The sequence below is a fragment of the Gottfriedia sp. ABJ_BB2_2 genome, from assembly GCF_055484705.1.
Genome location: NZ_JBVFKR010000001.1, coordinates 413,851 through 429,371 on the forward strand (window position 1 = coordinate 413,851; position 15,521 = coordinate 429,371).

At 34.7% G+C, this 15,521-nt stretch carries 10 protein-coding genes and 1 riboswitch; all 10 genes read right to left on the reverse strand.

Going from position 1 to position 15,521, the window contains the following annotated elements; translation table 11 throughout:
- Nucleotides 1-85: 85 nt before the first annotated feature.
- Nucleotides 86-3,463, reverse strand: coding sequence for a methionine synthase (metH, locus tag ACX6U0_RS02260; protein WP_464958386.1), 3,378 nt, complete (start codon nt 3,461-3,463; stop codon nt 86-88).
- Nucleotides 3,460-5,286, reverse strand: a complete 1,827-nt coding sequence (locus ACX6U0_RS02265; protein WP_464958387.1) for a bifunctional homocysteine S-methyltransferase/methylenetetrahydrofolate reductase — start codon at nt 5,284-5,286, stop codon at nt 3,460-3,462. The genes metH and ACX6U0_RS02265 overlap by 4 nt, the downstream gene beginning before the upstream one ends.
- Before the next feature lie 73 nt (nt 5,287-5,359).
- Nucleotides 5,360-5,463, reverse strand: a riboswitch (SAM riboswitch).
- A gap of 126 nt (nt 5,464-5,589) precedes the next feature.
- On the reverse strand, nt 5,590-7,461 hold the full coding sequence (shc, locus tag ACX6U0_RS02270; RefSeq protein WP_464958388.1) for a squalene--hopene cyclase: 1,872 nt from the start codon (nt 7,459-7,461) through the stop codon (nt 5,590-5,592).
- Nucleotides 7,462-7,487: 26 nt separating this feature from the next.
- A complete protein-coding gene (locus ACX6U0_RS02275; protein ID WP_464958389.1) occupies nt 7,488-7,766 on the reverse strand; it encodes a hypothetical protein in 279 nt (92 codons plus the stop codon).
- Nucleotides 7,767-7,906: 140 nt separating this feature from the next.
- A complete protein-coding gene (hutG, locus tag ACX6U0_RS02280; RefSeq protein ID WP_464958390.1) occupies nt 7,907-8,866 on the reverse strand; it encodes a formimidoylglutamase in 960 nt (319 codons plus the stop codon).
- The gene (gene hutI / locus ACX6U0_RS02285; RefSeq protein WP_464958862.1) at nt 8,844-10,112 is read right to left on the reverse strand and encodes an imidazolonepropionase; all 1,269 of its coding nucleotides are present in this window, start codon (nt 10,110-10,112) and stop codon (nt 8,844-8,846) included. Before hutI ends, hutG begins: the two co-directional genes overlap by 23 nt.
- A 9-nt stretch (nt 10,113-10,121) precedes the next feature.
- Nucleotides 10,122-11,780, reverse strand: coding sequence for a urocanate hydratase (hutU, locus tag ACX6U0_RS02290; RefSeq protein WP_464958391.1), 1,659 nt, complete (start codon nt 11,778-11,780; stop codon nt 10,122-10,124).
- Between the two features lie 18 nt (nt 11,781-11,798).
- Nucleotides 11,799-13,307: a histidine ammonia-lyase gene (gene hutH, locus ACX6U0_RS02295; RefSeq protein ID WP_464958392.1), complete on the reverse strand. Its 1,509-nt coding sequence runs from the start codon at nt 13,305-13,307 to the stop codon at nt 11,799-11,801.
- 106 nt (nt 13,308-13,413) lie between these two features.
- On the reverse strand, nt 13,414-13,845 hold the full coding sequence (gene hutP, locus ACX6U0_RS02300; RefSeq protein WP_087998142.1) for a hut operon transcriptional regulator HutP: 432 nt from the start codon (nt 13,843-13,845) through the stop codon (nt 13,414-13,416).
- Between the two features lie 142 nt (nt 13,846-13,987).
- Nucleotides 13,988-15,454, reverse strand: coding sequence for a long-chain-fatty-acid--CoA ligase (locus tag ACX6U0_RS02305; protein WP_464958393.1), 1,467 nt, complete (start codon nt 15,452-15,454; stop codon nt 13,988-13,990).
- Nucleotides 15,455-15,521 lie beyond the last annotated feature (67 nt).

Sequence of the window (15,521 nt, forward strand, 5' to 3'; positions counted from 1 at the left end):
ATATTTGGCAGAAATAGACATCAAATCATTTCTATTTACTGCCAAATTTTGATTATTTATATAGATATTACAGTATTCTAATTTGTTACACTGAGAAGTATCTTCCGTCTTTATGTGAGAATACCATTGCTGTTACTGATGCTTCAGGTAGCATCATAAAGCCCTCTGTCAGATTAATACCGATTTCATTTGGATTAATTAACTTAAATAATTTCTCTTGATCCTCTAAATTTGGACATGCAGGATACCCAAACGAAACTCTAATACCTTGATATTTAGCTTTAAATCTTTCCTGCATTGTAAAATCAGCTGCGTCTGGGAACCCCCATTTTTCTCTCATTAACATATGCGTTTTTTCTGCAAGACCTTCTGCTAGCTCTAAAGCTAAGGAAAATAAAACATGACTTTTTAAATATTCTCCTTCTTCCTTCCATCTTTCTGCAATGTTTCTCACCCTTGGTCCTGAAGTAACTGAGAAAAATCCAACATAGTCCATTTTTTCTCCGACAGGGTTTAAGAAGTCACTTATACAAAGACCTGGCTCCTTACTTTGTCGAGGAAATTGAAAACGTTCAATAGGTTTTGAAGTAATAGAATCATAAATAACCACGTCATTTCCTTCGCTTTGTGCAGGGAAGAATTGATAGATTACTTGACAGTCAAAATATTCGTTTCCATCTCTTAATAATTCTTGAACTAATTCATATAATTCCTGACCTCTTTCTTGTTTATCCCATTTACCTTTCACACCTAAATGGTGCCCAATCAACATTTGATAGTTTATAAATGGCGCAACTTGTGATACAGGAATATTTTTAATGACAGTCTTCTTTAATGATGACGGAACCAAACAATCAGACGGTTGAATGTTTGATCTAGTTGTATTTATTTCTAATTGAGGTAATTCATTCAATTGATTATCATTTTTTATTACCTTTTTATTTTCTATTAAACTTTGACGCTCAATTGGATTGACGATTTTATTTGCCAAATCTAAACCTGTCATCGCATCATTAGAATAAACAACTAAACCATCATAGATTGGTTGAATACGATTATCTGTAAACTTTCTTGTTAGTGCTGCTCCACCTACTAAAATAGGTGTATCAATACCTGCATTTTTCAAATCTCCCGCTGTAATCACCATTTGTTGGGCTGATTTGACTAATAAACCTGATAAGCCAATAATATCTGGTTCATTTTTACGAATTTGGGTAATTAAATCATCTGGTCGAATATTGATTCCTAAGTTGATTACCTCAAATCCATTGTTCGTCAAGATAATATCAACTAAATTTTTACCAATATCATGAACATCACCTTTAACAGTAGCCAAAATCACTTTACCTTTACGTGAACTCTCAGAAACTTCCATAAATTGTTCCAAAAATGTTACGGAAGCCTTCATGACTTCAGCGCTTTGTAATACTTCAGCAACGATTAGTTCATTATTGTTAAATAATCGTCCAACCTCGTCCATACCTGTCATTAATGGTCCATTAATGATATTTAATGGTGTATCACCGCGATCAATACAAAGTTGCAAATCATCAATTAAGCCTTGCTTCGAACCTTCTACAATGCATGCTGCCAGTCTTTCCTCAACTGGTAAAAGTTCCTTCGGTTTTTCTTCCTTTTTTACAGAATGACGAAAATGCTCTACAAATCGATCTAATGTTTCTTGAGATGTATTAAATAGTAGTTCTTCTGCTAATTCACGTTCGACTTGGGGTATTGATGCAAATCTTTCTAGTTTTTCAGTATTTACAATTGCATAATCTAAACCAGCTTTCGTTGAATGGTATAGAAAGACTGCATTTAATACTTCACGCCCACTGTTTGGAAGACCGAATGAAATATTACTTAATCCTAGAATCGTTAAACACTCAGGTAGTGCTTCTTTTATCAAACGTATGCCTTCAATCGTCGCTTTTGCAGAACCAATGTATTGAACGTCTCCAGTTCCTACTGGAAATACAAGTGGATCAAAAATGATATCTGAAGGTCGAATATGATATTTTTCAGTTAATAATTGATAACTACGTTTAGCGATTTCTAATTTACGTTCCGCAGTTACTGCCATTCCATCTTCATCAATCGTTCCGACGACTACCGCAGCACCATACTTATGAATTAATGGACAAATTTTTTCAAATCGTTCTTCAGCATCCTCTAGATTAATAGAGTTAATAATTGCTTTACCTTGGATATAAGTTAATGCGAGTTCAATTACTTTTTCATCAGTTGAGTCAATCATAATTGGAACTTTTATTTTATTAACCAATTGTTTTAGGAAATTTTCCATGTCAGCTAATTCTTCACGGTCAGGATCAGCCATACAGACATCAATAACATGTGCACCTTTTTTAACTTGTGCTCTGGCGATTTCAGCAGCTTCCTCATATTTCCCATCAGCGATTAAATTTTTAAATTTTCTAGAACCTATAACATTCGTTCTCTCACCAACAAATAGTGGTCTCATACTATCATCATAAATTAGTGATTCTAATCCACTAACCGCATGATCTGTTCGCTTTTTTAATTGACGCGGTTTGATTCCTGAAATAGCTTCTTTCATTGCTTTAATATGATCTGGTGTTGTGCCACAACAACCACCTAGTATATTGACCCAACCTTGTTCGGCAAAATCACGTACTTTGTATGCTAATGACTCTGGTGACTCATGATAATGTCCATCCTCATCTGGTAATCCTGCATTAGGATAACAAGATACATATGTTTCAGAAAGCTCAGATAATGATCTTACATGGTCTCGCATAAATTCAGGACCAGTCGCACAGTTTAATCCAATTGAAATTGGTGAAATGTGCTCAATCGCTAAATAAAATGCATCAATAGTTTGGCCAGCAAGTGTAGTACCCATAGGTTCGATTGTTCCTGAAATCATTACCGGAATTGTTTTGTTTAATTCTTTAAAAGCATTACTAATCCCGATACAAGCAGCTTTAACATTTCTCATATCCTGACATGTTTCAACTAAAAGTAAGTCAACTCCACCATTTAATAGTCCAATTGCTTGACGAAAATAAGCAGTAATTAAGTCATCAAACGTTACACCACCAGTGACACTAATTGCTTTTGTAGTTGGGCCCATTGCACCAGCTACAAACACATTTTTTCCAGAAGAATGTACAGCAGCTTTCGCAATTTGTGCAGCTTTTTCATTTAATTCGATATCTAAATGCTGCAAATTGTAATCAGATAAAACGATATTTGTTGCACCAAATGTGTTTGTTTCGATAATATCTGAACCAGCTAGTATATATTCTTCATGGATTTCTTGAATGACATCTGGACGAGTGACAACTAAATATTCATTACATCCTTCTAGTTCTTCACCTCCAAAATCATCAGCTTGTAGGTTTCGTTGTTGAATCATCGTTCCCATAGCTCCATCTAGGAGTAGAATACGTTCGTTTAATGCTGCCTCTAATGCTTTCATAATTGAATCTCCTCTTTTTTACGAGTTTTAGTGTATTGGATTAGTTCTTCAGTAATTTCATATTTTAAGAATGGAGTAATCAAGTAGATTCCATTAAATTTATCAATTGCATAATCTACAAGTTCTTTTGCAATTTTTTTGCCTTCTTCAATTGCTAATAAAGGATCATTGATGTCAATTCGATTTCTAACCTCATCAGTTAATGTAATACCTGGTACCTCATAATGAATAAAATCAGCGTTCTTTTTACTAATTAGTGGCATAATCCCAATAAATATTGGCTGATTGATATGTCTAGTGGATTCATATAAACGATCGATTGTTTCTAAATCATAGACAGGTTGTGTTAAAAAGTAATCTGCCCCCGCTTCAACCTTTTTCTCTAGTCTTTTAATGGCAGCATCCATTTTCCTAACATTTGGATTAAATGCAGCGGCTACTGAAAATCTAGTACCGTTTCCTAAACTTTTACCGGAATACAGTCTACCTTCATTCATTTCTTTGATCATGCGAATGAGTTCAAATGATGCAACATCATATACCGATGTAGCACCAGGGAAGTCTCCTACTCTTGCAGGGTCGCCTGTAATTGCTAAAACTTCATTTAAACCTAAAGTCGATAAACCCATTAAATGTGATTGAAGGCCAATCATATTTCGATCACGACAAGTTAAATGGGTTAGGACAGGTATATTTAATCGTTGTAACATGGACGCAATTGCTACATTAGATATCCTTGGTGAAGCTAATGGATTATCTGCTAATGTAATCGCATCTGCTCCTGCGTTATTTAAAGCCTTAGCCCCTTCAAAAAAACGTCTGGTTTGTAAAGTTTTTGGTGGGTCCAGTTCCGCGATTATCGTTGTTCTCTGTTTTGCTTTCTCAGCTAGTGTTTCATTTTTTTGTTCAGGCTGCTTTGGTATTTTTATTGTAATTGTTCGATTGTTGATTTCTTTTTGTGTGACAGGCTTTAAATTATCTATTTTATTGCGAAGTGCGGCAATGTGTGCGGGTGTTGTACCACAACAACCACCAATCAAACGAACGCCTTGTTCAATAAATGGTTTTGCCATATCTTCAAAATATTCTGGATTCGATTTATATACGTACTTACCTTCTTCATACAAAGGAAGACCTGAGTTTGGAAATGCTGACAAAAATCCTTTTTTCGGTAAAGCAACCGTATTTAACGATTCAATCATGTGTAGTGGTCCTAAATGACAATTAATTCCTACTACATCTGCTCCTAAATCAACTAATTTAGGGAGAATTTTTTCTATATATTGACCGCTTTGCATCACACCGATTTCTTGTAATGTTACTTGGGCAATGATTGGGATGTCTGTACGTTCTCTTAATAAGGAAACAGCATCATATAATTCATGTTCATCATAAAAAGTCTCTAGCATGATGCCATCTACGCCTTCTTCTAGTAAGGCAGAGGCTTGCTCTAACAACATGATTTCTCTTTCTAACGGAGTCGCAAAAGTTGAACCGATATATTTCATTCCACCAATACCACCAAGTATTAGTGCTCTTCCTTTAGAAGCTTCTCTAGCATTTCTGACAGCCATTTGATTGATTTGTTTAACTAGTTTTTCCAATCCATGTTGTCTTAGTTTTCCAGCATTTGCACCATAAGAATTTGTTTGAATGACCTCTGCACCAGCGTTAATATATTGTTCATGAATATGAATAATTCGATCTCGTTCAGTAATATTTAATTCTTCAAAACAGCTATGTAACCCCCCAGAATATAACAGAGTACCCATAGCTCCATCACCTAATACAATTCCATTATTTAATTTTTCCAACAAGCCCAAGCGATCACTTCCCTTACAAAAATAAAAACGCCATTCTTTCTAAAATGAAAGAATGACGTTATCTACAATCCACGCCTTATCTCTCATGTTAAAAACATGCTGGATTTAGCACTTTTTAGCTAAAGCTAAAGTTGCCGGGTTTCAAAGGGCCAGTCCCTCCACCACTCTCGATAAGGAATATTCAGTTATTTTTTAATATGACTAGTTTACTATAATTAACCAATTAAAGAAACATATTTTATGAAAATTTGAAAAATGGACATAATTTACTATTTTATGATAACACTAGTTTACATAATAATATTATTTGTTATGATAATGAGCCAATGCAAGTAAAGGATAAATATATTGATAACTATGGTAATGAATATAAAAACCACCTGGTAGACCTAGACCCGTAGGATATGCTAATTCTTTTTGTGTTTTTTGTTTTTGTGCCAATAAATATTGAATCCCTCTTTTTATCACTTCATCATCTTTATCTAGAATCGTTAATAAAGCGTCAACTGCCCATGCCGTTTGACTAGGGGTACTGTACTTTAGTGGTACATAACATTTTTTTACAGCCGAATAACCAGACTCTCCCCATCCTCCATCTTGATTTTGCACACTGATTAGCCATTTTGCAGCCTTTTGAATTGCTTCATGATTCTTTGGGATTCCGATTGATCTAAGACCAGTTATAGCCGCCCATGTTCCATAAATATAACAAATTCCCCATCTACCATACCAGCTACCATTTGTTTCTTGGTGCTCTAAAATCCACTCTATCGCTTTTTCAACCTGTTCATCTTCTTGCTTAATTGTAGTGTAGTTTCCAATAAACTCTAAAACGCGGCCAGTCAAATCAGCTGTAGAAGGATCAATGATAGCATCCTTGGCATTTTCAATTGGTAAATACGTTAACCATTTATTTGTGACGTTTTTTTCAAACGCGCCCCATCCACCATCATGATTTTGCAAGCCTAATAAAAACTGAATACCTTTTTGCCATTTTTCAAGTTGGGTTGGGTCTGACATAGCACTTCTTGTTAGCGCTCTTAACGCTGCACTTGTATCATCATTATCTGGTATAAATGAATTATCTTCCGAAAATCCCCATCCTCCAGGATTGATTTTTTTAGCATGTATTGACCAATCCCCTCTTAGTACTTGCTGTTTTTTATTTAAATATTCAACTGATTTTTTGATTAAAACATCTGTTGAGGGAACGCCTGCTTCTTGTAATGCATAGGAAAGTAACGCCGTATCCCAAACCTGTGAAGGTGAATTTTGAATATGGATTCCATCTTCGGTTTCAAATGAATATGAGATTAAACCACTTAATGCTTGTTGAATTTCTTTTGAGCTAGTTTCATAGCCAAGCGCCAATAAGGCGTAAATCATATAAAATGTAGAACTAGCGTAGCTATAAAATGTACCATTTGTTTCGATTCTGTCTAATATAAATTTTTCGGCTTTTTCATATCCTTTATTTTGAAAATATAGCGGATACGAAGCAAGCTTCTTACCCTCTTCTACTAAAAAATGAAAAAATGAATCTCTCTCATCATCAAACCACTCTATCTCTTCATTCGAATGTAAATGATTTAGATGAATTGTCTTATCAGATTTGGCTATAAATCGTTTATTAATACATAGAATCATTGGGATTAAATGAACTCGGGCATAACTACTTAGTTCAAATAAACTGAGAGGAAAATTGTTTGGGAGTAGAAAATAACTCATCGGAAAATGAAAGAATATTGGATATGGAATGAATCCATGTATCGCTAGTATCATTTTTGTCATAAAATGTACTTTTCCAATACCGCCATTGGTTTGAATAAAGGTTTCTGCTTTCTTCATACTTGGATGGTCTTTTTCATATGTTTTAGATACTAATAATGCAATATAAGCTTGAACGGTGGCAGATAGATTTCCATTTTTTTCATCTTCATATAATTTCCATGAGCCATTTTCTTCTTGTAACTTGATTAAGCGTTTTGCAATTTTTTCACATAACTCTTTTTCTTTATCTAATAAAGTTAAATCATTTAAAAGAATTAACATAAAGCAATCTGTTATGATTGAACCTTCAAAACAATATTCCCAAGATCCATCTGCTTTCTGATGTTCTCTTATTATATTAATGCGCTCATTTAGGTTTTGTAAGACTTCTTTCTCGAGGTCCAACTGTTTCACCTCAATCATAAAAAGATTTAAGTATGATATTTATCCATTCTACTCTTCTTTTCACTAGATTCTCCTTCAATGTCAACCAATCTCTTATTCTTTACTTTAATTTCAGAAATCAAGCTCAAAATAAACACAAATAGACTGAAAGGGAACACAATGATTTTATAGCCAAACAATGTAAAAGAAGGAAGAATATCTAAAAAATAACCTAAAGAAAATAAAACAATGACTAGTAATATATTAACTCCTATTACAGTGAGTAAAGCTTTAAATGCTGAGTTTAAGCTTATTGAATACTTCAAAATGATCACACTCCATTACAAATCTATGTTGATCATATGAGAATCATGAATGCAAAAACCATTTTCGTTAGGAATATGTGAACGTTTGTGAGACTATATAAAAAAACTCGTAAACAATTTGTATTGTTTACGAGCTCTTTTTATCGATTCAATTTAACTTTTTCAACTAGAAAATTTAATATGACATGGGCAGCAATTCTACTTGTCATATCACGGAAATCAATCGTTGGATCTAATTCTACAATATCCATCCCACATACTTTTGGATGAGATGCAACATAACAAATACCATCGATCAAAGTTTGACTATCCATTCCACCAGGGCCAATTGCTGGACAGCCTGGTGCAAATGCTTGATCAAGCACATCCATATCAAGACTAATATAAATAGCATCAACTTCTTCTGCTAAACGATTTACACTATCCTGAATAATTTTTTGAATACCTAAATCACGCACATCACGCATTGTATATATTGTGACACCATGATTAATACCAAACTCAGTATAAGGTGCACTATTGGAAAAATTACGCAAACCAATTTGAATTAAATGCTCACCATTTAATATACCTTCATCTATTAAACTACGGAATGGCGTTCCATTTGACCTGCCACCATCATTTATATTTCTTAGATCGTGATGTGCATCAAATTGAATGACCCCAATTTTCCCTCTAGCTTCTGCGAATGCAGAGATGCTTGGAAAGCTAATCCCATGATCCCCACCTAAAATTATCGGAATCGTATCTTTAAATTGGTTCAATAGCTCAGCAATCGTTGATTTAATACGATTTCTCGATTCTTCAAAATCAGTGACATGCATCGTGATATCACCAAAATCCGTAACGCGTAACGTTTTCAAGTCTATTCCATCTTCAATATGATACGTACTATAGCTACTTAGCATTTTTCGAATGGTTGAAGGTGCAAAGCTAGCTCCTGAATGACTAATAGAAGTTTTCGATAATGGAACCCCTATGATTGAAAAATTAGAAGCATCTTTTCCATCCCAAGCAGTAACTATTTCATTTGCTTTTGTAACAGATGAATCAATGAAAACTGCATCTCCTGCTTTTTTAAGATGTGATAGAGACATCATATACACCTCTATTTACAACTAACTTTCCATTCTTAAAGACTGATTCAACATGATTTACACCAAAATGATATGGTACATACGTGTAATTAGGCGCATTCCAAATAACAACGTCAGCCATACGTCCAACTTTAAGTTTACCGGCTTGTTCGCCGCGATTAATTGCATAGGAAGAATTAATCGTGACAGCATTCCAAATTTCTTCAGGTGTCATTTTTAACTTTAGCATAGCAATTGTCATGATCAATTGTAAATTCTCTGTCGGACAGCTACCAGGGTTAAAATCAGTAGCCAATGAAACAGCGGCATTTTGATCAATCATTTCTCTTGCCGGTGCAAATTCAGGTTTATTTAAATAGAAGGTTGTACCCGGTAAAATAACAGCAATTGTGTTACTATCACCTAGCATTTCTACCCCTTTAGATGATGCGCCACATAAATGATCAGCTGAAGTCGCCCCAATTTCTGTTGCCATTTCTGTTCCACCAAGTGGGTCTATTTCATCTGCATGAATTTTAACTAAGAATCCTTTTTCTTTTGCCTTTAAAAGAAATTCTCTTGATTGTTCAACAGAAAATACACCAGTTTCTGCGAAGATATCAACAAACTCTGCAAGTTCTTCTTCTTTAATTTGGTCTAAAAGTGACAGCATTTTTTCTAAAAATGCTTCTTCATTACCTTTATAATCCTTTGGTACTGCATGTGCACCTAAAAATGTAGAAACGATATCAATAACATGCTCAGATTGTAACTCTTTTGCAACTTTTAATTGTTTACATTCTGTTTCCTCATCAAGACCATAACCACTTTTAGCTTCAACTGTAGTAACTCCGTATGAAAGCATACGATTTAAATGTTGAATTGTTTTTTGTTTTAGTTCTTCATGAGATGCCAATTTTGTTTGACTAACAGTAGAGTGAATACCTCCACCCATTTCTAATATTTCTAAATATGATGCACCTTGTAATTTCAAGCTTACTTCATGCTCACGTGATCCTCCAAAGACCACGTGAGTATGAGGATCAACTAATCCAGGCGTAACTAATTTACCTTGGCAATCAATTACTTCATTTGCTTCGATTTTACTTTCATTCATTTGGCCAACATAAATAATTTGACCATCTTTCCATGCAATTTCAGCGTTTTCTATTACTGGTAATACGTTCATCTCTTTGCCACGTACTGGACCGTCACCGTGATCCATGGTCACAAGTTGACCAATATTTGTTAATAATATATCTGCTTTCATCATTTACACCTACTTCATCATTGGGATATTTACGCCTTTTTCTTTCGCCGTTTCAACTGCTAAATCATAACCAGCATCTACGTGACGAACAACACCCATACCAGGATCCGATGTTAATACTCTTTCAATACGTTTTGCAGCTGCATCTGTTCCATCAGCAACAATTACCATACCAGCATGTAAAGAGTAACCCATTCCTACACCACCACCGTGATGTACACTTACCCAGCTTGCTCCATTTACTCCATTAATCAGCGCATTCAGAATTGGCCAGTCAGCTACTGCATCACTGCCATCTTTCATACTTTCTGTTTCACGGTTAGGAGATGCAACTGATCCACAATCAAGGTGATCGCGTCCAATTACGATAGGCGCTTTTAATTCCCCATTTTTAACCATTTCATTAATGATTTTTCCAAATTTAGCGCGTTCACCGTATCCTAACCAACAAATACGTGATGGTAAACCTTGGAATGCAACCTTTTCACGAGCCATACGAATCCAGTTACATAAGTGTTCGTTATCTGCAAACTCTCGAAGAATTACTTCATCTGTTTTGTAAATATCTTCTGGATCTCCAGAAAGAGCTACCCAACGGAAAGGTCCTTTTCCTTCACAGAATAATGGACGAATAAATGCAGGTACAAACCCAGGGAAATCAAATGCATTTTTAACACCTTCATCAAATGCTACCTGACGGATATTATTTCCGTAATCAAATGTAATTGCTCCACGTTGCTGCATTGCTAACATTGCTTCAACATGTACAGCCATACTATGTTTCGCTTGTTTGATCATTTCATCTGGATTTTCCTTACGAAGTGTTTTTGCTTCTTCCAACGACATTCCAATTGGCAAATATCCATTTAATGGATCATGAGCTGAAGTTTGGTCTGTAATTAAATCTGGTACAAAGTTACGTGCTACTAATTCAGGTAAAATTTCTGCTGCATTACCAACTAAACCGATTGCAAGTGCTTTACCTTCATTTTTAGCTTCTGTAGCAAGTTGTAAAGCTTCTTCTAATGAATGAGTTAGAACATCACAATATCTTGTATCGATACGACGTTGAATTCTCGTTTCATCTACATCAATACCAATTACAACTCCACCATTCATTGTTACTGCTAATGGTTGCGCTCCGCCCATACCGCCAAGTCCAGCAGTTAGTGTGATTGTACCTTTTAAGCTGCCTCCGAAGTGTTGTTTAGCCGCTTCTCCAAATGTCTCGTAAGTTCCTTGAAGAATTCCTTGCGTTCCAATGTATATCCAGCTTCCTGCTGTCATTTGACCATACATCATTAATCCTTTTTCATCTAATTCACGGAAATGCTCCCAAGTAGCCCATTTAGGTACTAAATTTGAATTCGCTAATAATACACGTGGTGCATCTTCATGTGATTTGAAAATTGCGACCGGTTTACCCGATTGAACTAATAAAGTTTCATCATTTTCTAGCTTTTTTAATGATTCAACAATTGCATCAAAGCTTTCCCAGTTTCTTGCTGCTTTCCCGATACCACCATAAACAACTAAATCTTCTGGTCTTTCCGCTACTTCTTCATCTAAGTTATTTAATAACATACGAAGTGCTGCTTCTTGAACCCAACCTTTTGTATTTAATTCAGTTCCAGTTGGTGCTTTTAGTGCTCCTTTAATCAGTTCCATTTGATTACCCACCTTTTTTTATATTTGTTTTTGTCCTACAAAACGATCTGAGACGAAATTTTCTTTTAAATAACTAGTTAATTTTTCAATATCAGTTGAAAACACACGATCCTTCGTGATTGACGGTACAGTTTTGCGTGCATTCTCCATAAACCTACGTGTAATGACAGACATTTTTTCAACACCTTTATACTCAACGCCTTGCATTGCACAAATACATTCTATAGCTAATACTCTTCTTGCATTTTGCAGAATTTGATAAGCGTGACGTGCCCCAATTGTTCCCATACTTACATGGTCTTCTTGGTTAGCTGATGAAGGAATTGAATCTACACTCGCTGGATGTGCTAACGTTTTATTTTCAGATACTAAAGCAGCTGCAACATATTGCATGATCATTGCACCAGATTGTAAACCTGGCTCTGGACTTAAAAATGCAGGTAAATCGTTTAATTGAGGATTAACTAATCTCTCAATTCTACGTTCAGAAATATTTGCTAATTCTGCGATACCTAGTTTGAAGAAGTCCATTGCAAAAGCGATCGGCTGACCGTGGAAGTTTCCACCTGAGAATACATCATCACCAAATAATAATGGATTATCAGTTGCCGCATTCATTTCTATTTCTAATTTTTCTTTCACATAATTAAGTACTTGCCAGCTCGCTCCATGAACTTGAGGAATACACCTTAATGTATACGCATCTTGCACACGAATTTCACCTTGCTTTGTCGTTAACTGACTTGTCGATAGAATATTTCTATAACGCTCAGCTACTTGAATTTGTTCCTTGAATCCACGAGCAAAATGAATTCTTTCATCAAATACATCTGTAATTCCTTGTAAGGCTTCAAATGTAATAGAAGAAATTAATTCACTTTGGTAAGCGAATTCCTCACCTTCGATGTACGTTAAAATGCCCATCGCTGTCATTGCTTGCGTACCATTTATTAAAGCTAATCCTTCTTTAGCTTCTAAAGTGATTGGTTGAATTCCTTCTTTTGCTAATGCTTCTTTTGTCTCCATTCGGTTTCCTTTATAGAAAACCTCACCTTCACCAAGTAAAACAAGTGCTAAATGAGATAAAGGTGCTAAATCTCCACTTGCTCCAAGTGATCCTTGAGATGGAATCACTGGATGAATATGAGCATTTATTAATGAAAGTAATTTTTCAACAACAATTAAACGAACACCAGAATGTCCTTTTAACATTGTATTTGCACGAAGAACTAACATCGCTCGTGAGACTAACTCAGGGAATGGCTCACCGACTCCACAAGCGTGTGATGCGATCAAATTATACTGAAGTGCAGAAACATTTTCCTTTGCAATAAATACATCACTAAATTTTCCAAAGCCAGTTGTAATCCCATAAACAACTTCGCCATTATCAACGATTTGTTCAACTTTTTCTCTGCATTTTTTTACAGCATGTAAGCTTTCATCACTTGCTTGCACATAAACATTTTCAAATAAAATTCGTTTCATTTGATCCATTGTTAAACTATTTCCAGTTAACGTAACCATTCAAAGCACCTCCAAATTTGGTCAAAAAACACAGAAAGAGGCTATGCAACGTAAATAATCATTTACGAAACATAGCCCCCTATAATCTCTAATACACTATGGGCATTTAAATATGATTGATACCAAGACCGGCAGATTCATGCTCAGATCCTTTGATCGGCGCACCGATTGTACCGTATAACGCTACAGCAATCCAGTCACCTTCATTAGCATTTTTATAAGGCTTTCCTCTAACAACAGCAAATCTAAGTCCAACTGTTCTGAGAACGCCACCTAATTGCAAATGACCTCTTGTGACACCTTGAATTGCTTCTAAAATTGCATGATATAACGAATGAACTTCCCTATACAAAGCACCATTTATTACACCATTTTGTTTGGCAGCGGTTTCAATTGCAGCTACAATTTTTTGTGAATCCATTGTACCAACCTTGCCAACACACCAAACGACATTTTCATTCAGATTAATTAGTTCTTCTTCTTCAGTCAAAGCAAGCATCATTGCTGTTCGACCAATTCGTAGACTTTGCTCTGCCATGTGCTATTACCTCTTATGCTTAATCTCTAATAAACTAGTATCTATTTCAAGTATATGCTAATAATTAATAAACTTCAATATTTTCAGATTATTATTCTGAAAAAAATCGCAGTTCGTTCATTACAGCGATTTTTTATAGACTTTATCGAAGGTTTCTTTTTAATATTTTGCCTGTACTATTTTTAGGTAACTCGGCTACAAAATAGATTTTCTTTGGAACTTTATAATGGATTAAATATTTAAGACAAAAGTTTTTAATTTCTTCCTCTTTAACATCTTGGTTCACTACAATGTACGCACAAACACTTTCTCCTACTAGTAAATCAGGCTTGCCTACAACTGCAGCTTCAATAATATTTGGATGTTTATATAACTGTTCTTCTATTTCTCTTGGATAAACATTATATCCATTCGTTATAATCACGTCTTTTTTTCGGTCTAATAAAAATAAATATCCATCTTCATCCTTCTTACCAAGATCGCCTGTTTTGAACCATCCATTCGTAAATGCTTTCTCAGTTTCTTCTACTTTATTGTAATAACCCATCATCACATTTGGACCTTTTGCTACTACTTCTCCTAATTCACCAACTAAAACTTCTTCGCCTGATTCGTTGAAAATTTTTGTTTTTACACTCGGTAAATCAATTCCAACTGAGCCTGGCTTACAAAGTCCACCATAAGGATTAAATGTTAACACTGGTGATGTTTCAGATAAACCATAACCTTCTAATATATTTAACTGCAACTTTTCTTGTAATGATTGCAGTAGCTCAATCGGAATAGAAGAACCACCCGAAATACAAGCTCTTAAACTTGTAAAATCTTCAGCAGAGACATTAGATAATTGATTTATATAATTATAAATTGTTGGAACAGCTGCAATTAACGTAGCTTTTTCATTTTTTATGATCTCTACTAATTCGATTGGATTAAATTTAGGCACGATGATTGTTGTTGCACCATTTAATAATATCATATTGACACAAATTGTTAAGCAAAAAGAGTGAAACATAGGAAGTACCGCAATCATTTTATCTGATTCATGTAGTTTGATCATCGAAGAAAAATCTTTTACATTTTCAATTACATTACGATGTGTAATGATTGCCCCCTTTGGATTTCCAGTTGTCCCTGAAGTATATAAAATAACTGCAGGATCATTTTCGCTGAAAACTGGGCTAGTAAAAGAAACAGTACTATTTTTTTGATTTACTTGTTCGATTGCAACGACGTGCTCACAATTTGGACATGAACTCTTTACACTCAATAATTTAACTTCTTGTTCTTCTTTTGAAATGATCATTTTAACATTCGCATCATTTAAAATATAAATTATTTCTGTTTCTGTGAATGCCGGATTTAAAGGTATAGCAATGGCCCCAAGCTTTAATACTGCTAAATATGCCTGAATGAACTCAGGTGAGTTACCTAGTAAAATAGCAACCTTATCATCCTTTTTTATATTTCTATCGATTAATTCATTAGCAAAACAATTTGTTTTTAACATTAATTCATCATAAGTTGAACTCACACTCTCATATACATATGCAATATTCTTAGCTTGACTACTATTGGCAATGCTTTCAATTATATTATAAATATTCATTTTCTGTTCATTCCTTATTATGTATTCATAGATTGTTAATGTATTGATAGTTTATCATTTTTTGATA